This is a genomic window from Amycolatopsis sp. NPDC006125 (assembly GCF_040614195.1).
GTDB classification, from domain to species: Bacteria; Actinomycetota; Actinomycetes; order Mycobacteriales; family Pseudonocardiaceae; genus Amycolatopsis_E; species Amycolatopsis_E tucumanensis.
The window spans coordinates 1-18,154 of record NZ_JBEXTZ010000133.1 but is presented as its reverse complement, the minus strand read 5'-3'; the positions used below and the strand labels follow the sequence as shown (position 1 = coordinate 18,154).

The window sequence follows — 18,154 nt, the reverse complement described above, 5'->3', positions numbered from 1 at the left end:
GCGATGATGTCCGGGTTGCCGCCCAGCACGATGTCCGTACCGCGGCCGGCCATGTTGGTCGGCGCCGCGCGTGGTCCGCCGGGGAAACGGCAGGTAACAGATCAAGGCCGATCACCCGGTTGATCTACCCACCTGCTATGTTCGCGCTCCCCACCGTCGAGAACTCCACAAGGACAACGACATGGAAACCGAGAGCGACCAGCACGCTGCTTCAACCGACGTGATAAGCAGCGCGGCGCACGCCGCCCGCCTGGTCATGTTGGACACCATGGACGAGAAGATCCGGTACGCGTGCGAGACACTGGGTGAGCCGTCGACCTCCGACGTGCTGGCCTTCCTGGTGACCTACGGCGTGGTCACCAACCCCAAGCGCGAGCGCGCCGCGGTCGCGGAGAAGGTCGGCAAGTGGCGGGAGGAGCGCGGGCTCGGCGACACCGGGGACCTGCCGCGGCTGTCGGTGAAGATGCTGGCCGAGCTGGACGGCCGCAAGGAAGCCGACGCGGCTGCCGAGGCGGAGCCGCAGGGCGACGAGACCGACACGCCCACCGGGGAGATCACGGAGACCACCGAGGCGGCCAAGCCGGCGAAGCGCAAGTCGCCGGAGGGGTCGCGCGGCTTCTACCTGGTGGCGTTCATGTCGCTGCTGGTCTCGGTGGACACCTCGTGGCGCTTCTTCGGGGAGAAGCTCGGGATCACCAACGTCTACGAGCGTGCCGCGATGTTCGCCGTGGTCGAGGTCGCGCTGATCGCGTGCGGGTTCGCGATGCGCGCCGAGATCCGCAGCCCCAAGGGCAAGCCGGGCCCGGCCCGGCTGATCCTGTGGGCGCTGTGCGCGGCGTCCGGCTACATGGCCTTCGACCTGGCCGGCCCGGTGTCCGGCCTGGCGCGGGTCACGCTCGGCCCGGTCCTCGGTGTGGTCATGCTGCACCTGGCCCTGGGCATCGAGCTGCGGCACACCCGCGCCCGCGTCACCACCTGGTCGCGGGTCAGCCGTGAGCTCAAGGAGCGCTTCCTCTCCCGCCTCGGCCTCGGCGACGACGAGCGCGACGCACTGGCCCGGACCCGGGACCGCGCGGCGCGCCGTGCCGCGCACCTGGCCCGCGCGTCCTGGTTCACGCCGTTCCGCAAGACCCGGCTGGACCGGGCGCTGCGGGCGGCCAACGCCGCGCACGACGACCGGATGCGCGCCCGGCTGATGGCGGAGCTGGCGGCGGTCCAGCACGCCGACGAGCTGCGCAGGCTGGACCTGGCCTCGCCGTGGTCGGACTCGCTGTCCAACAGCCTGAAGTTCCTCAAGCGCTGACACTCGTCCCGACCGGAAACGGCCGCGTGCCGCCACGACTCCCGTGGCAGCACGCGGCCGTTCCGCTGTGGACGGTCAGTGTGCGGGGTGGAAGACCGCGCGCACGCAGCCGTCCTTCTTGTGCTTGAACAGGTCGTACCCCTTCGGGCCCTCGTCGAGCGGCAGCGTGTGCGTGACCAGGTGCCGGGTGGGGATCTCGCCCGCGGCCATCCGCTCCAGCAGCATGGGGATGTAGCGCTGGCCGTGCTGCTGGGCCCCGCGGATGGTGAGGCCGTTGTTGATGACCGCGCCGAGCGGGAACTTGTCCACCAGCCCGCCGAAGACGCCGAGGACGAACACGGTGCCGCCCTTGCGGCAGGCGTGGATGGCCTCCCGCACCGCCGCCGGCCGCTCGGTGTGCAGCCGCAGCTGCTGCTTCACCTGGTCGTAGGCCTGCTCGACGCCGGTGGTGTGCGCCTCCATGCCCACCGCTTCGATGCACACGTCCGGGCCGCGGCCGCCGGTGCGCTCACGCAGCTCGGCGCCGACGTCGGTGCTGCTGTAGTCGATGGTCTCGGACCCGATGTGCCGCTCGGTCATGGCGAGCCGTTCCGGGTAGCGGTCGATGGAGATCACCCGTTCCGCGCCGAGCAGGATGGCCGCCCTGGCCGCCATCTGGCCCACCGCGCCGCACCCCCACACGGCGACGACGTCCCCGGGCTTGACGCCGCCGAGGTCGGCCCCCATCCAGCCGGTCGGGATCGAGTCGGAGGCGAACAACGCCGCGTCGTCGTCGAGCCCCTCGGGCACCGTGAAGGCGCCGTAGTCGGCGAAGGGCACCCGGATGTACTCGGCGTGGCTGCCCTGGAACCCGCCCATCGCGTGGGAGTAGCCGAAGATCCCGCCAGGCTCGTAGCCGTAGGCCATCGCGGTGATGCCCGGGTTGGTGTTGCTGTTGTCGCACAGCGACCACAGGTCGTTGCGGCAGTACCAGCAGCGGCCGCAGCCGATGAACGACGCCACCACCACGCGGTCGCCGACGCGGTGCCGCCGCACGCCCGAGCCGACCTCAACCACCTCGCCGAGGAACTCGTGGCCCAGCACGTCCCCGGCTTCCATCGCCGGGATGTAGCCGCCGATCAGGTGCAGGTCTGAGCCGCAGGTGGTGCTCGCGGTGACCTTCACGACGACGTCCTGGTCGTTGCGGATCTCCGGATCCCGCACGTTCTCCACGGAGAGCTTGTTCACGCCCTGCCAGCACAACGCCTTCACAGCCGTCCCTCCCCGCCCGCGCGCCGCGTCGCGAAGCGCATGATCGCGCCGCCCGGCGTGGGTTTCCCGGTCGTCGGCGGGTCCGGGCGGATCACCTCGCCGGTCTCCAGCCGCGACTTGAGGTCCCGCAGCGCCCGGCGGATGTCCTGCCGCGGATCGGCACCGCTGAGCCGGGCGAGCGCGCCGCCCGGCCCGGGGTCCACCGGGCGCAGCGCGACCTCGGTGCCCCGTTCACCGGGGGCCGCGGTGAGGCGGAACTCCACGGTGTCGCCGAAGTCGGCCAGCGTCCGCCGCAGCTCGTCGCTGTTGCCCACGCTCAGGGGCGACTCGCCGATCGTGACGGTGAGCCAGCGCCCGGCCTCCGTCCCGCCCCGGCGGGCCAGTCGCTTCCGGACCACCGGTGCGGCCGCGGCCGCTGCCGCCGCCAGCCCGCCGAGTCCCAGCCAGGTCCTGTCCATCGCGCCCTCCGTCGTGTCGTCGCGGGTTCCCTGTACCCCCGTGCCGGCGGGTGACACGCGCCGGCGGCGGGTTTGCGCGATCGCCGGAACGGGTAGCAGGGCCCGGCACGGTTGGAACTCGCCGCGAAGGGCACCGCATGACCGACACGTTGCGTCCCGCCGATCCCGTTCCGGTGCCGCGTCCTGCGGTGCATCGCCCGTCGCGTGGTTCGGCGGTGTTGCGGTTGTTGCGCACGACGGATCCGAAGCAGATCGCGATCCTGTACCTGACGACGTCGTTCGCGTTCTTCATGGTGGGCGGGTTGATGGCGTTGCTGATCCGGGGGGAGCTGGCGCGGCCGGGGTTGCAGTTCCTGTCGCCGGAGCAGTACAACCAGCTGTTCACGATGCACGGCACGATCATGTTGTTGCTGTATGCGACGCCGACGGTGTTCGGGTTCGCCAACTACATCCTGCCGCTGCAGATCGGGGCGCCGGATGTGGCGTTCCCGCGGTTGAACTCGTTTTCCTACTGGTTGTTCCTATTCGGCGGGCTGATCGTGATGGGGGCGTTCCTGACCCCGGGCGGAGCGGCGGATTTCGGCTGGACCGCCTACACGCCGTTGTCGGACGCGGCGAACTCGCCCGGGATCGGCGGGAACCTGTGGGTGGCCGGGCTGATCGTGTCCGGTCTGGGCACGATCCTGGGCGCGGTGAACATGCTGACCACGATCGTGTGCCTGCGCTGCCCGGGCATGACGATGTGGCGGATGCCGATCTTCACCTGGAACATCCTGTTCACCAGCGTGCTGGTGCTGCTGGCCTTCCCGATCCTGACCGCGGCGTTGTTCGGGTTGCTGGCCGACCGGCTGATCGGGGCGCACGTGTTCGACCCCGGCAACGGCGGCGCGATCCTGTGGCAGCACCTGTTCTGGTTCTTCGGCCACCCCGAGGTCTACATCATCGCGTTGCCGTTCTTCGGGATCATCACCGAGATCATCCCGGTGTTCAGCCGCAAACCCCTGTTCGGCTACAAGCTGATGGTGTGGGCCACGGTCGGGATCACCGCCCTGTCGGTGGCGGTGTGGGCGCACCACATGTTCGCCACCGGCGCGGTGCTGCTGCCCTTCTTCTCCATCATGACGTTCTTCATCGCCATCCCCACCGGCATCAAGTTCTTCAACTGGATCGGCACCATGTGGCACGGCAAACTCACCTTCGAATCGCCCATGCTGTGGTCGGTGGGGTTCCTGGTGACGTTCCTGCTCGGCGGGCTGACCGGCATCCTGCTCGCCTCACCCCCGCTGGACTTCCACATCCACGACAGCTACTTCGTGGTCGCCCACTTCCACTACGTGCTCTTCGGCACCATCGTGTTCGCCACCTTCGCCGGCATCTACTTCTGGTTCCCCAAGATGACCGGCCGCATGATGGACGAACGACTCGCCAAGCTGCACTTCTGGACCACCTTCCTCGGCTTCCACACCACCTTCCTGGTCCAGCACTGGCTCGGCGACGCCGGCATGCCCCGCCGCTACGCCGACTACCTCGCCACCGACGCCTTCACCGGCATGCACATGGCCTCCACCATCGGCGCCTTCCTGCTCGGCCTGTCCATGCTGCCCTTCATCTACAACGTCGTCCGCAGCTACCGCTACGGCGAACCCGTCACCGTCGACGACCCCTGGGGCTACGGCAACTCCCTGGAATGGGCCACCACCTGCCCACCACCACGCCACAACTTCACCGAACTACCCCGCATCCGCTCCGAACGGCCCGCCTTCGAACTCCACTACCCGCACATGGTCCAGCGCTTCCGCGACGAAGCCCACATGACCCCATTCCAGAAACACCACGCCTCACCCGGTGAGCTGGCCGCCGCGGCCACCCAGCCCGACGACCAGGGCCCCGGCGACGACCCGCGGGGCAAGTAGCCGGGGGCGCGCGGCTGCGGAGGTTCGTGTGGCGGCCGGTGCAGGGGTGAGAGGGCGGTCCGGCCGCACCGGTTGAGGTCGCGGGCGTGTCGATCAACTTCGGCGCCGTGCTGGCGATCGCGGGGCTGCTGGCTGTCGTCGGGTGCGCCTCCGAGCGCGGCTACGCCGTGCCGGATCGCGTGTGCGGCGTTCCGGTGGACTCCGCCGCGCTGGCGCCGCTCCTGCCCGACGGCGAGGGGATCGCCGAGAGCTTCACCGACAAGGGGCAGGGCAGCGTGTCCTGCCGGCTGAGCGTGGACGGCTCGACCGTGCTCTACCTCGCGGCCGACGTCACCGACCGCGGCACCGCCGCGGTCTCCCTGGACGACGACGGGCTGCGGCGGCTCGGCAACCCCGTCCTCGTCGACGGCGCGGGCGACGTGACCGCGGTGGCCGACCGCGGCGCCAAGGCCATGGCCGAGTGCACGCAGGCCGGGCAACCGCGGTTGTTCGTGGGTCTCGTCCAGTCCGAGGCCGCGCAACCGCGGGACGCGCTGCTGGCCTTCCTGGCGAGCTGGTTCCCCGCGGCGCGCGCCGCGGCGGGTTGCTGACTCAGCGCAGCCCGGCGATCAGCAGCTCCACCAGGCGGCGGGCGTCGTAGCGGGGGTCGGAGTCCGCACCGACGCACAGGTTTCCCACGCCGCGCATCAGGGCGTACGCCTCGACGTCCCGGTGGATTTCGCCCGCCGCGCGCGCCGCGTCGAGCAGGCTCGCGCACACCGGGACCAGCCGGTCCAGGAAGTAGGCGTGCAGCGCCGCGAAACCCGCCTCGTCGGACTGCAGCACGCCCGCCAGGCCGTGCTTCGTCACCAGGAAGTCCACGAACAGGTCCACCCACTTCCGCAGCGCCGTGTACGGCGCCTCGCTCGCCAGCAGCGCGGGACCCGCCTCGGCGCAGGCGTCGACCTGGTGCCGGTACACGGCGATGATCAGGTCCGCCCTGGTGGGGAAGTGGCGGTAGATCGTGCCCATCCCGACCCCGGCCTCCGCGGCGATGTCCCGCACCGGCGCGTCCACGCCCGCCCGCACGAACACCGCGGCGGCCGCGTCCAGCAGGGCTTTCTCGTTCCGCCGGGCGTCGGCCCGCTTGGTCCGGGCTGGCTTCCCCTCGTCGGCCACGCACACCTCCTTGCTAAGCGGAACAAGGTTCCGTATCGTGAGTAGCGGAGCAATGTTCCGCTTGCTCCCAGCATAGAGGGGACACCACCATGCAGTACCGCACCCTGGGCCACACCGGCGTGCGCGTCAGCGCACTGTCGCTCGGCGCGATGAACTTCGGCGCGATCGGCCGCACCACCCAGGACGAGGCGAACACCATCGTCGACGCCGCGCTCGACGCCGGCGTCAACCTGATCGACACCGCCGACTTCTACCCGGGCTCGGAGGAGATCGTGGGCCGCGCCATCGCCGGCCGCCGCGACGACCTCGTGCTCGCCACCAAGGCGGGCCTGCCGGTCGACGACGACCACAGCCACCGCGGCGCCTCCCGCCGCTGGCTGGTCACCGAGCTGGACCGCAGCCTGCGCCGCCTGGGGGCCGACCACGTCGACCTCTACCAGATCCACCGCTGGGACCCGGCGACCAGCGACGAGGAGACCCTCTCGGCTCTGACCGACCTGCAGCGCGCGGGCAAGATCCGCTACTTCGGCTCGTCGACCTACCCGGCCTACCGCATCGTGCAGGCCCAGTGGGCGGCCCGCGAGCACCACCTGGGCCGGTTCGCCACCGAGCAGCCCGGCTACTCGATCCTGCAGCGGGCCGCCGAGGCCGACGTCCTGCCGGTCACCGAGCAGTACGGGATGGGCGTGCTGGTGTGGAGCCCGCTCGCGTCGGGCTGGCTCTCCGGCGCCATCCGGGCGGACCGGGAGTTCCGCACCAACCGCTCCGCGAACATGCCCGAGCGCTTCGACACCGCCCTGCCGGTCAACCGGGCCAAGCTCGACGCCGTCGAGCAGCTGGCGAAGGTCGCCGACGAGGCCGGCCTGACGATGATCCAGCTCGCGCTCGGCTTCGTGCTCGCCCACCCGGCCGTGAGCACCGCGCTCATCGGCCCGCGCACCCTGGACCACCTGAATTCGCAGCTCGCGGCCGCCGACGTGGTGCTGCCCGCCGACGTGCTCGACGCCATCGACTCGATCGTCGCCCCCGGCACCGACCTCGCCCCCGGCGAGAAGGTCGACACCCGGCCCGCGCTGCTCGACCCGTCGCTGCGGCGACGCCGATAGGAACCCCGCATGCCCAGTTTCGGCATCATGACCGCGCCCATGCAGGCCGGCTACGACGACATCCGCCGCGTCTGGCAAGAGGCCGACGCCATCCCCGAGATCGAGCACGCCTGGCTGTTCGACCACCTCATGCCGATCGCGGGCGATCCGGACGGCCCGATCCTCGAAGGCTGGACCCTGCTGTCCGCCCTGGCCGCGCAGACCAGCCGCCTGCGCCTCGGGCTCCTGGTGACCAGCAACCGGTTCCGCCCGCCCGCGGTGCTGGCCAAGATCGCCACCACCGTGGACGTCGTCTCCGGCGGCCGCCTCGACTTCGGCATCGGCGTCGGCTCGCGGCCCGGCCACCCGCTCGCCCGCCGCGAGTACGAGGCACACGGCCTGCCCTTCCACGACGCCGCGGACGCCACCGCGAGCCTCGCTGAGGCCCTGACCGTCATCCGCCGCCTGTGGACCGAGGAGCGGCCGTTCGACTTCGACGGCGCCCACGTGAAGCTCACCGGAGCGTTCGGCAACCCCAAACCGGTGCAGCGTCCCGGCCCTCCGATCGTCGTCGGCGGCCGCGCGAAGGCGACGCTGCGGGTGGTCGCCGAGCACGCGGACCTGTGGAACATCCCCGGCGGCGACCTCGACGACGCCGTCGAGCGCAGCGCGTTGCTCGACCGCTACTGCCGCGACATCGGCCGCGACCCGGCGGCGATCACGCGGTCGATCCACCTGCCGGTCTCCTACGAACGGCCCAGCGACACCCGCAAGGCGATCGGCGCTGCCGCCGGCGCCGGCTTCACCCACTTCGTCCTCGGTCTGCCCGCGCCCTACCCGCCGGGCGTCGCCAGGTGGGTGGCCGAGGAGGTGATCACGGCGGCCTGAGCCCGGCCGGGCGCAAGGTTTTCGTGACGTGGAAAGGGCGCTGGTGCCGCCCGGGGCCCGAAGCGAAGGTGGGTCGAACCACCCCACGTCAGCGAACGGGGACCTTCATGACCATCACCACGCGAGCCGCGGTGTGCCGGGAACCCCGGCGCCCCTGGGAGATCATCGACCTCGACCTGGACGAGCCGAAGGCGCACGAGGTCCGGATCCGCTTCCACGCGGCCGGCCTGTGCCACTCCGACGACCACATCCAGAAGGGCGACGCGCAGATGCGCTTCCCCGTGGTCGGCGGGCACGAGGGCGCCGGGGTCGTCGAGGCCGTCGGCGCGGACGTCACCCGCGTCGCGGCCGGCGACCACGTCGTCTGCTCCTTCATCCCGGCGTGCGGCCAGTGCCGCTACTGCTCCACCGGGCACCAGAACCTGTGCGACGCGGGCAAGAACGCGTCCACCGGCATGTTCGCCGACGGCACGTTCCGCTTCCACGCCGGCGGCGAGGACTTCGGCGGGCTGTGCGTGCTCGGCACCTTCTCGCAGTACGCCGTGGTGTCGGAGTTCTCCTGCATCCCGATCCCGCGGGACATCCCGTTCGAGATCGCCGCGCTGGTCGGCTGCGGCGTGCCGACCGGCTGGGGGTCGGCGGTGTACGCCGCCGGCGTGCGGGCGGGGGAAACCGTGGTGATCTACGGCGCGGGCGGCGTCGGCAGCAACGCGGTGCAGGGCGCGCGTTACGCCGGCGCCAAGCACGTGGTCGTGGTGGACCCGGTGGAGTTCAAGCGGGACATGGCGAAGGTCTTCGGCGCGACCCACACCTTCGCCGACGCGAAGGAGGCGCACGAGTTCGTCGTCGAGACCACCTGGGGCCAGCTGGCCGACCACGCGATCATCACCGTCGGCGTCCTGCACGACGAGGTGATCGCCCGCGCCCTCGACGTCGTCGGCAAGAGCGGCAAGGTCACCATCACCGCCGTGGGTGGCGGCTGGATCGACGCCAACGCGGGCCTGTTCATCGGCTACCAGCGGCGGGCGCAGGGCGCGTTGTTCGGCAACTGCAACCCGCTCTACGACGTGCCGCGGCTGCTGGGCCTGTACCGCTCGGGCGACCTGAAGCTGGACGAGCTGATCACCCGGCGCTACTCGCTGGACGAGGTCAACCAGGGCTACCAGGACATGCTCGACGGCAAGAACATCCGCGGCGTCATCGTCCACGAGCACTGAGGGGACCGCGACCATGACCATCACCACCCGCGCCGCCATCGCCCGCGCGCCCCACCGCCCGTGGGAGATCACCGAGCTGCAGCTGGACGAGCCGAAGGCGCACGAGGTGCGCGTCAAGTTCCACGCCGCGGGGCTGTGCCACTCCGACGACCACATCACCAAGGGCGACGCCCCGGTGCGGCTGCCGATCGTCGGCGGGCACGAGGGCGCCGGCGTCGTCGAATCGGTCGGCCCGCACGTCACCCGGGTCAAACCGGGCGACCGGATCGTCTGCTCCTACATCCCCGCCTGCGGCAAGTGCCGTCCCTGCTCGACCGGGCACCAGAACATGTGCGACGAGGGCAAGAACGCCTCCACCGGCATGTTCGCCGACGGCACGTTCCGCTTCCACGCCGACGGCGAGGACTTCGGCGGGTTCTGCACCCTCGGCACGTTCTCGCAGTACGCGGTGGTGTCCGAGTGGGCCTGCCTGCGGCTGCCCGAGGACATCCCGTTCGAGATCGGCGCGCTGGTCGGCTGCGGCGTGCCCACCGGCTGGGGCTCGGCGGTGCACGCGGCGGGCGTGCGTGCCGGGGAGACCGTCGTGATCTACGGCGCCGGTGGCGTCGGCAGCAACGCCGTGCAGGGCGCGCGCTACGCCGGGGCGAAGAACGTCGTCGTGGTCGATCCCGTGGAGTTCAAGCGGGACATGGCGAAGGTCTTCGGCGCCACCCACACCTTCGCCACCGCCAAGGAAGCACACGACTTCGTCGTGGAAACCACCTGGGGCCAGCTCGCCGACCACGCCATCTGCACGCCCGGCGTGCTCACCGAGGAGATCGTCAACGCGGCCGTGCAGGTCACCGGCAAGGGCGGCAAGGTCACCGTCACCGCCGTCGGCAAGATCGACGAGCACGCGGTGCACTTCCCGGCCGGCATGCTGATCGGCTACCAGCGGCAGCTGCGCGGCGCGTTGTTCGGCGACAGCAACCCGCTCTACGACGTGCCCCGGCTGCTCGGCCTGTACCGCTCGGGCGACCTGAAGCTCGACGAGCTGATCACCCGGCGCTACACGCTCGACCAGGTCAACGACGGCTACGCCGACATGCTGGACGGCAAGAACATCCGCGGCGTCATCGTGCACGAGCACTGAGTCCACGAGCACTGAGTCCACGAGCACTGGCGCGACACACCTCCCCACCCCCCCGATGGCGGCTCCGCAACGAAGCGGGAGATCGACATGCGCACACCCATCCCACGTTTCCTCGCCGCCTTCGCGGCGCTGATCCTGCTCGCCGCCTGTGGCGGCGGGGGCCAGGCCGGTCAGGGCGGCGCGGCCGCCGGGCCCCCGCAACGCGGCGGGAGCATCACCGTGCTGGAGCTGAACTCCTTCGCCGGCGCCTGGCCCAGCGGACTGGACCCGGCCACCAACACGACCGGCGGCGCGAACCTGTCCCAGATGAGCGCGATCTTCGGCGGCCTGTTCGCGCTGACCGCGGACGAGGACGGCGGCAACGCCCGCGTCGTCCCGGAACTGGCCAGCGGCTACGAACTGGCCGACGGCGACCGGACCATTCGCATCACCATCCGCGACGGCGTGAAGTTCAGCGACGGCACGCCGTTCGACGCCGAGGCGGTCGCCTTCAACTTCCGCCGCAACATCACCTCGACCTGCACCTGCGCCCCGCGCTGGCCGCTGGCCGAGCAGAACGGCATCAGCGTCGAGGGCAACGCGGTCGTGCTGCGGTTCACCCGCCCGTACGGCGCGGTGATCAACTCGATGGTGGTGTCCAACGTGAACTGGATCGCCTCGCCCACCGCGCTGCAGCAGATGGGCCCGGAGCAGTTCAAGATCACCCCGGTCGGCGCCGGTCCGTTCAAGGTGGTGTCCAACCAGCTGTCCTCGGAGCTGAAGCTGACCCGCAACGAGAACTACTTCAAGCCCGGACTGCCCTACCTGGACAACCTGACGTTCAAGTCGGTCGGCGGCGACCAGCCCGCCTACCAGGCGATCCTGGCCGGGCAGGCGCAGGCCTACGAGGGCATGAACACCACGCCGCTGATCGAGCAGGCGCAGGCGAACAAGCAGCTCACCGTCACCATCCAGCCGCCCACCTCGCCGTACCTGATCCAGCTCAACACCAAGACCGCGCCGTTCGACAACCAGAAGGCGCGCGAGGCGGTCTACTACGCGACCAATGTGGACGCGATCCGCAAGGGACTGTTCAAGGACTGGTACCCGGCCGCGCAGACCTTCACCGGGCCGGGCGGGCTGTTCCACCACGACACCATCGACGGGTACCGGACCTACGACCCGGACAAGGCCCGCGCGCTGGTCGCCGAGCTGGGCGGGCTCACCGTCGACCTCGGCACGCTCAAGAGCTACGTCGCCGAGCAGGTGATGACCGCGTTGCAGAGCCAGTGGGAGGCCGTGGGCATCAAGACCACGATCCACTCCGACCAGCTCAACGCTTTGATCGGCAACTTCAACTCGAACAAGTGGCAGGCCATGCTGCAGACCGCCGGGGCGTGGGATCCCGCGGCCGGCGTCGGCGTCGGGTTCCGCTTCGCCGCCACCTCGCCGTTCAGCGGGGTCAACGACCCGGCCCTGGACGACCTGCTCAACCAGGCCGCGGCCACCGTCGACCCGGCCACCCGGGAGACGCTGTACCTGCAGGCGGGCAAGCGGATCAGCGACAACGCCTACGCGCCCTACATCCTGGCGTTCGCCCCGGCCAACGTCACCGCGGCCGGCGTGCACGGGCCCGGCCTGACCACGAAGATCCCGCCGGTCCTGGTCAACACCGGGGTGCTGTGGGACCAGGTCTGGACGAGCCGGTGACGGCGATCGGCGCGCCGCGTCGGCTGCCGGGGCCACTGGCCTCGCCGGCGCTGCGGCTGGTGGCCCGGCGGCTGCTCACCGCGGTCCCCATCGTGCTCGGCGTCAGCGTTCTCACCTTCGCGGTGCTGAGCCTGATCCCCGGGGACACCGCGCAGCTGCTGCTCGGCCCGGAGGCCACGCCCGAGCAGATCGCCGCGCTCAACCAGCAGATGGGGCTGGACCGGCCCGCGGTGGTGCGCTACCTGGACTGGCTCGGCGACGCGGTCACCGGCGACCTCGGGAACTCGCTGGTCAGCGGGCAGCCGGTGACCGACGAGCTCGGCTCCCGGCTGGCCGTCAGCGGCGAGCTGGTGGGGCTGGCGTTCGTGCTGTCGCTGGGGCTGGCGATCCCGGTCGCCCTGATCGCGGCGCGCCGCCCGAACCGGCTCACCGACCGGGTGAGCATGCTGGTCAGCATCACCGGCCTGTCGCTGGCGAACTACGTGCTCGCGCTGCTGCTCGTGCTGGTGTTCGCGGTGCAGCTGGCGGCGTTCCCCGCCATCGGGTTCGTGCCGCTGGAGCAGGGGCTGGGGGCGAACCTGCACTCGCTGTTCCTGCCCGCGCTGGCGATCGCGTTCCCGCTGTTCTGCTTCTACACCCGGTTCCTGCGCGGTGACCTGGTGGACCAGCTGCACGGCGAGGACTACATCACCACGGCGCGGGCGAAGGGGATCGGGCCGTGGCAGGTGCTGCTGCGGCACGCCTTCCGGAACTCGGCGTTCGGGCTGATCACCGTGGTCGGGCTCAACCTGGGCACGATGATCGGCGCGACCGTGATCATCGAGCAGATCTTCGCGCTGCCCGGCATCGGGCAGATGCTGCTGTCGGCCATCAACAGCCGCGACTTCGTCGTGGTCCAGGCCTGCGTGGTGGTCTTCGCCGTGGTCGCGGTGGCCGCCAACCTGCTGACCGACCTGCTCTACGCCGTACTCGACCCGAGGATCCGCTATGGCGACGGTTGATCTGCCCACGGCGCTGCCCGCGGCGCGTCCGTCACGGGTGCGCGGCTGGCTGCGGCGCGTCGAACTGGGCGTCCCGCTGGCCCTGCTCGCGCTGGTGTTCGGCGCGTGCTTCCTGTGGCCGCTGGTCGCTTCCGTGCCCGAACCGATCGGCGGGGACGTGCTGGAGTCGAACCTGCCCGCGTTCTCGCCGGGGCACCTGCTGGGCACCGACCCGAACGGCAACGACGTCTGGTCCCGGCTCCTGCACGGCGGGCGGTCGTCGCTGATCGTCGGCGTCGCGGTCAACGTGCTGGGCCTGCTGGCCGGCGGCACGCTCGGCGCGGTGAGCGCCTACCTGGGCGGCGCGGTGGACGCCGTGATCATGCGCGTGCTGGACGTGCTGATCGCGTTCCCGTCGCTGGTGCTGACCCTGGCGGTGGCGCAGAGCCTCGGGCCGAGCCAGGTGAACACGATCCTGGCGCTGGCGTTCTTCTCGGTGCCCGCGTTCGCGCGGATCTCCCGTGCGGCGACCCTGCGGTTGCGGGAGCAGCCGTTCATGGTCGCCGCGCACCTGTCCGGCACGCGGGTGTGGCGGATGTTGTTCCGGCACCTCGCGCCGAACATCGCGCCGCAGCTGGTGACGTTCTCGATGCTCGGCATGGGCATCGTGATCGTGATCGAGGGCGCGCTGAGCTTCCTCGGCCTCGGCATCCCGCCGCCCGCGCCGAGCTGGGGCAACATGATCTCCCAGGGACAGGCGAGCCTGTCGGCGACGCCGATGCTCGTGGTCTGGCCGTCCCTGGCGCTCTTTGTGACCGTCCTGGCATTCAACCTGCTGGGCGAGACGCTACGGGGACGCTGGAGCGGCCGATGAGCATCGACGAACTGACCACCCCGGCGTCCGTGCGGACCGGGACGCTGCTGGAGGTCGAGGACCTGCACGTGACGTTCGCGGCCCGGGGGCGCACGGTCCGCGCGGTGAACGGGTTGTCCTACCGGCTGGAGGCGGGCCGGACGCTGGCGATCATCGGCGAGTCCGGGTCGGGCAAGTCGGTCAGCTCGCGGGCGCTGATGGGCCTGCTGCCGCCGACGGCGCGGATCACCGGATCGGCGCGCTACCGCGGCGTCGAGCTGCTCGGCCTGTCCGAGCGGCGGATGCGGCGGCACCGGGGCGCGGACCTGGCGATGGTGTTCCAGGACCCGGCGCGGTCGCTGAACCCGACGATGCGGATCGGCGTGCAGATCACCGAGGCGGTGCGCGCGCACGGCGACCACGACCGGCGCGCGGCGCGGGACCGCGCGATGGACCTGCTGAAGCTGGTGCGGTTGCCGGCCCCGGAGCGGCGGTTCCACGAGTACCCGCACCAGCTCTCCGGCGGCATGCGGCAGCGGGTGATGATCGCGATCGCGCTGGCGGCGGACCCGAAGCTGCTGATCGCCGACGAGGCCACCACGGCGCTGGACGTGACCACGCAGGCGCAGATCATGGAGCTGCTGCTGGAACTGCAGGAACGGCTCGGCACGGCGATCATCCTGATCAGCCACGACCTCGGCCTCGCGGCGACCTACGCGCACGACGTGATCGTGATGTACGCCGGGCGGGCGGTGGAGTACGCCGCGGCGCCGGTGCTGTTCTCGCGGGTGCGGATGCCGTACACGAAGGCGTTGCTGGGCGCGATCCCGCGCGTGGAGCGCCCACCGCACGCCGAGCTGCCGGTGACGCCCGGCCAGCCGCCGGACCTGACGAACCTGCCGCCCGGGTGCCCGTTCGCGCCCCGGTGCGACCGCGCGGCCTCCGACTGCGTGGCCGAGGCACCCCCGCTGACCGAACACGAGCCGGGACACGCGTGGGCGTGCTGGCACCCCTGCGAGGAGGACGCATGACGGCGGCGAGCTCCCTGTCTGGTGCGGCCGGGCGGGCCGGCCTGTCCACTCCGGACGGAGCGCACCGATGACCACTGTGGAAGAACCGCTGCTGGAAGCACGCAACCTGGTGCAGGAGTTCACCGTCCGGGGCCGGGGTGGCACGCGTGGCGGCGTGGTGCACGCGTTGTCCGATGTGTCGTTCGACATCCGTCCGCGCGAGACGCTCGGCGTGGTGGGGGAAACCGGCTCGGGCAAGTCGACCTTGGCCCGCTCGATCCTGCAGGCCCCGCGGCCCAAGGCGGGCTCCGTGCGGTTGCGCGGCGTGGACCTCGCGACCGTGAAGGGCCGCCGGCTCGCGGACGCCCGGCGGCACGTGCAGATGGTGTTCCAGGACCCGTTCGGCTCCCTCAACCCGCGGTGGCGCGTCACCGACATCGTCGAGGAGCCGATGGTCGGCTACCGCACCGCGCCGGCCGCCGAGCGGCGCCGCCGGGCGCGGGACCTGCTGGACCTCGTCGGCCTGAACCCGGACACATTCGGGCGGCGGCGCCCGCACGAGTTGTCCGGCGGGCAGTGCCAGCGGGTCGCGATCGCCCGCGCGCTGGCGCTCGACCCGGCGCTGATCGTGTGCGACGAAGCGGTGTCCTCGTTGGACGTGCTGATCCAGGCGCAGGTGCTGAACCTGTTCGAGCGGCTGCGGTCGGAGCTGGGGCTGTCCTACCTGTTCATCTCCCACGACCTGGCGCTGGTCAAGCAGGTCAGCGACCGGGTCGGGGTGATGCACCTCGGGCAGCTGTGCGAGATCGGCCCGGCGGAGGAGATCTACCGCGCGCCCCGCCACCCGTACACGGTCGCGCTGCTGGAGTCCATCCCGCACGTGGACGCCGACGCGGCCGCGAACCGGCGTCCGGTCACCATCCGCGGCGAGCCGCCGTCGCCGATCTCACCGCCCAGCGGCTGCCGGTTCCGCACCCGCTGCCCGCGGGCGCGGGACAAGTGCGCCGTGGAAACGCCGCTGCTGCGCGAGCTGGCGCCCGGCCACCAGGCCGCCTGTCACTTCTCGGAGGAGGACGTCTGATGGAGATCTCGCTCGACGGCAAGGTGGCGCTGGTGACCGGCGCCGGGCCGAACATCGGCAGCGGCATCGCGCTCGCGCTGGCCCGCTACGGCGCCAAGGTGGCGTGCAACGACCTGGACCCGGCGGCGGCGAAGGCCGCGGCCGACCGGATCGAGCGCAACGGGGGCACCGCGATGGCCGTCCCCGGCGACGTGACGGACCCCGAGCAGGTCCGCGAGTACCTGGCGACCGTCGTGGACGCCTGGGGGCACGTCGACATCCTGGTCAACAACGCGGCGCTGCTCGGCGGGCGCGGGGTGCTGGACGAGAGCCCGGACTTCTTCCAGCGCGCGGTGAACGTGGCCGCGATGGGCAACTTCCTCAGCACCCAGCTGGTCGGCAGGCACATGGCGGAGCGGGGGATCCGCGGCTCGATCGTGGCGATCTCGTCGTCCAACGGCTGGTCCGGCAGCGCCGGGGTGATCGCGTACGCGTTCCACAAGGGCGGGGTCAACAACTTCGTCCGGGCGGCGGCGATGGACCTCGCGCCGTACGGGATCCGCGTCAACAGCTTCACCCCGACCGCGCCGACCCCGGACAACCCGGCGCTGATCGCGGAGCAGGGGCCGGGCGGCGTGCTGGACAGGCCGCGCCGGGCCGGGATCGGCGGCGCGGACGGCGACGAGGAGTGGCGCCGCCCGTCGCGGTGGGCGGGGGAGCGGGTGCCGCTGGTGCCGATGGGCACGACCGGCACCCCGACCGACATCGGGCACGCGGTGGCGTGGCTGTGCTCGGACTACGCGCGCCTGATCACCGGCTGCGACCTGGTCGTCGACGGCGGCGCCCGTGCCAAGAACTTCGCCTACCACCCGGCGCCGGCGAGCGAGCTGGCCGGCCCGGCGCCGCTGATCCCGCTCGACGTGACGGGCGAGCTGGACCGGGAGGCGTGACCGGTCTCGCTGTCCGGATGAGAGTGCGGATGCGGTCGTGCTGGACGACGACCGGACCCTGTTGCGCCGCACGGGAATCGCGCTACCGGGCACGGCCGCGTGGATCCCGCCTGGCGGCGGCGTCGAGGACGGCGAGTCCCCGCTGGAAGCGCTGCGCCGGGCCCTGCCCGAAGAGCGCGGCTTCGTGCTCGACGGCGCCTGCCGCCACACGCAAGCAGCCCCGGAAGTTCTCCTCGACGAGGCGCTGGCCGCCGAGAACATCAGCGGCTTTCGCTGGCGGGTGATCGAGGCCGGCGCGCCCGCGGCGCCGGTGCGGGTCGGCGGAAGCGCAAGATAGGAGAAGCGCGCGGCGGCGATCCGGTCATAGGGTGCGGACATGACGAATCAGATGATCTTCGTGAACCTGCCCGTCGCCGACCTGGACCGGGCCAAGAAGTTCTGGTCCGACCTGGGGTACGAGTTCAACGCGCAGTTCACCGACGAGAACGCGGCCTGCCTGGTGTTCAGCGACACGATCTACGCGATGCTGCTGAGAAACGACTTCTTCACGACCTTCACCGACAAGCAGATCACCGACAGCGCCAAGTCCACCGAGGTGCTGCTGGCCCTGTCCGCCGAGAGCCGGGAGGCCGTGGACACCCTGGTGGACAAGGCGGTCGCCGCGGGCGGGCGGGAGACCCGCGACCCGATGGACCAGGGGTTCATGTACCAGCGCGTGTTCGAGGACCCGGACGGCCACAACTGGGAGATCATCTGGATGGACCCGTCCCAGGCCAACGGCTGAGGCTGTATAACGACCTATACGGCGCGGCGTTCAGCAGCCAAGCAGGCCGGCCAGCTCGCCGAAGTCCGCGGCGACCAGATCGGCGGGGAAGTCCCCGGGCCGGTCGGCCTGGCGGTGTGGTCCCTTCTCGGCGGGCCGCTCGACGAACGCGGTGCGCAGCCCGGCCGCGCGTGCGCCCGCCAGGTCCCAGGCGTGGGCGGCGACCATCAGCACCTCGCCGGGCGCCACGTCCAGCAGGCCGGCCGCGGTCCGGTACACCGCCGCGGACGGCTTGTAGTCGCGGGCCAGCTCGGCGGACAGGATGCAGTCGAACGGCAGGGCGGCGTCCTTCACCAGGTGAGTGAGCAGCGCGAACCCGCCGTTCGACAGCGCCGCCACGACGTGCCGGGACCGCAGCCGCGCCAGGCCCGCCGCGGCGTCCGG

Annotated in this window: 18 protein-coding genes and 1 pseudogene; 15 read left to right on the top strand and 4 right to left on the bottom strand. The window is 71.5% G+C overall.

Features of this window, described 5'->3' with window-relative positions; genetic code table 11:
* The first annotated feature begins 268 nt into the window (after positions 1 to 268).
* On the top strand, positions 269 to 1,303 hold the full coding sequence (locus tag ABZ193_RS39295) for a hypothetical protein (RefSeq protein WP_354713772.1): 1,035 nt from the start codon (positions 269 to 271) through the stop codon (positions 1,301 to 1,303).
* A 75-nt stretch (positions 1,304 to 1,378) separates the two neighbouring features.
* On the opposite strand, the gene ABZ193_RS39290 is transcribed toward ABZ193_RS39295, so the two are convergent.
* Together ABZ193_RS39290 and ABZ193_RS39285 are read right to left on the bottom strand one after the other, a co-directional pair.
* Positions 1,379 to 2,530, bottom strand: coding sequence for a zinc-dependent alcohol dehydrogenase (locus ABZ193_RS39290; protein WP_354713770.1), 1,152 nt, complete (start codon positions 2,528 to 2,530; stop codon positions 1,379 to 1,381).
* A gap of 20 nt (positions 2,531 to 2,550) precedes the next feature.
* The gene (locus ABZ193_RS39285) at positions 2,551 to 3,012 is read right to left on the bottom strand and encodes a hypothetical protein (protein ID WP_020418024.1); all 462 of its coding nucleotides are present in this window, start codon (positions 3,010 to 3,012) and stop codon (positions 2,551 to 2,553) included.
* Between the two features lie 137 nt (positions 3,013 to 3,149).
* On the opposite strand from ABZ193_RS39285, the gene ctaD reads away from it, so the two are divergent.
* The gene (gene ctaD, locus ABZ193_RS39280; RefSeq protein ID WP_354713768.1) at positions 3,150 to 4,925 is read left to right on the top strand and encodes a cytochrome c oxidase subunit I; all 1,776 of its coding nucleotides are present in this window, start codon (positions 3,150 to 3,152) and stop codon (positions 4,923 to 4,925) included.
* Positions 4,926 to 5,011: 86 nt separating this feature from the next.
* Positions 5,012 to 5,515 (top strand): hypothetical protein, encoded by a 504-nt coding sequence (locus tag ABZ193_RS39275; protein ID WP_354713766.1) that lies wholly within the window; start codon positions 5,012 to 5,014, stop codon positions 5,513 to 5,515.
* A gap of 1 nt (position 5,516) precedes the next feature.
* Here ABZ193_RS39275 and ABZ193_RS39270 read toward each other — a convergent pair whose 3' ends face one another.
* The gene (locus ABZ193_RS39270) at positions 5,517 to 6,083 is read right to left on the bottom strand and encodes a helix-turn-helix domain-containing protein (protein WP_354713764.1); all 567 of its coding nucleotides are present in this window, start codon (positions 6,081 to 6,083) and stop codon (positions 5,517 to 5,519) included.
* An 89-nt stretch (positions 6,084 to 6,172) separates the two neighbouring features.
* Between ABZ193_RS39270 and ABZ193_RS39265 the strand changes: the two genes are divergently transcribed.
* The 12 genes and pseudogenes from ABZ193_RS39265 (at position 6,173) to ABZ193_RS39210 (ending at position 17,731) form a co-directional block, all read left to right on the top strand.
* Positions 6,173 to 7,189 (top strand): aldo/keto reductase, encoded by a 1,017-nt coding sequence (locus ABZ193_RS39265; protein ID WP_354713762.1) that lies wholly within the window; start codon positions 6,173 to 6,175, stop codon positions 7,187 to 7,189.
* A gap of 9 nt (positions 7,190 to 7,198) precedes the next feature.
* Positions 7,199 to 8,056, top strand: a complete 858-nt coding sequence (locus ABZ193_RS39260; RefSeq protein ID WP_354713760.1) for an LLM class flavin-dependent oxidoreductase — start codon at positions 7,199 to 7,201, stop codon at positions 8,054 to 8,056.
* Between the two features lie 107 nt (positions 8,057 to 8,163).
* Positions 8,164 to 9,273, top strand: a complete 1,110-nt coding sequence (locus ABZ193_RS39255; RefSeq protein ID WP_354713758.1) for an NDMA-dependent alcohol dehydrogenase — start codon at positions 8,164 to 8,166, stop codon at positions 9,271 to 9,273.
* 13 nt (positions 9,274 to 9,286) lie between these two features.
* Positions 9,287 to 10,405, top strand: coding sequence for an NDMA-dependent alcohol dehydrogenase (locus ABZ193_RS39250; RefSeq protein WP_354713756.1), 1,119 nt, complete (start codon positions 9,287 to 9,289; stop codon positions 10,403 to 10,405).
* A gap of 87 nt (positions 10,406 to 10,492) precedes the next feature.
* Positions 10,493 to 12,094, top strand: a complete 1,602-nt coding sequence (locus ABZ193_RS39245) for an ABC transporter substrate-binding protein (RefSeq protein WP_020418016.1) — start codon at positions 10,493 to 10,495, stop codon at positions 12,092 to 12,094.
* Positions 12,067 to 13,095 (top strand): ABC transporter permease, encoded by a 1,029-nt coding sequence (locus ABZ193_RS39240; protein WP_354713754.1) that lies wholly within the window; start codon positions 12,067 to 12,069, stop codon positions 13,093 to 13,095. The genes ABZ193_RS39245 and ABZ193_RS39240 overlap by 28 nt, the downstream gene beginning before the upstream one ends.
* On the top strand, positions 13,082 to 13,948 hold the full coding sequence (locus tag ABZ193_RS39235; protein ID WP_354713752.1) for an ABC transporter permease: 867 nt from the start codon (positions 13,082 to 13,084) through the stop codon (positions 13,946 to 13,948). Before ABZ193_RS39240 ends, ABZ193_RS39235 begins: the two co-directional genes overlap by 14 nt.
* Positions 13,945 to 14,958, top strand: a complete 1,014-nt coding sequence (locus ABZ193_RS39230; protein ID WP_020418013.1) for an ABC transporter ATP-binding protein — start codon at positions 13,945 to 13,947, stop codon at positions 14,956 to 14,958. The genes ABZ193_RS39235 and ABZ193_RS39230 overlap by 4 nt, the downstream gene beginning before the upstream one ends.
* Positions 14,959 to 15,025: 67 nt before the next feature.
* The gene (locus ABZ193_RS39225) at positions 15,026 to 16,018 is read left to right on the top strand and encodes an ABC transporter ATP-binding protein (protein ID WP_354713750.1); all 993 of its coding nucleotides are present in this window, start codon (positions 15,026 to 15,028) and stop codon (positions 16,016 to 16,018) included.
* Positions 16,018 to 16,947 (top strand): SDR family NAD(P)-dependent oxidoreductase, encoded by a 930-nt coding sequence (locus tag ABZ193_RS39220; RefSeq protein ID WP_354713748.1) that lies wholly within the window; start codon positions 16,018 to 16,020, stop codon positions 16,945 to 16,947. Before ABZ193_RS39225 ends, ABZ193_RS39220 begins: the two co-directional genes overlap by 1 nt.
* 34 nt (positions 16,948 to 16,981) lie before the next feature.
* Positions 16,982 to 17,284, top strand: a pseudogene (locus ABZ193_RS39215) (NUDIX domain-containing protein); the annotation flags it as partial.
* 39 nt (positions 17,285 to 17,323) lie between these two features.
* Entirely contained in the window at positions 17,324 to 17,731 is a 408-nt protein-coding gene (locus tag ABZ193_RS39210) for a VOC family protein (RefSeq protein ID WP_039791441.1), read from the top strand.
* Between the two features lie 30 nt (positions 17,732 to 17,761).
* Here ABZ193_RS39210 and ABZ193_RS39205 read toward each other — a convergent pair.
* The coding region (locus ABZ193_RS39205; RefSeq protein WP_354713746.1) for an HAD-IA family hydrolase at positions 17,762 to 18,154 on the bottom strand (393 nt) is incomplete at its 5' end.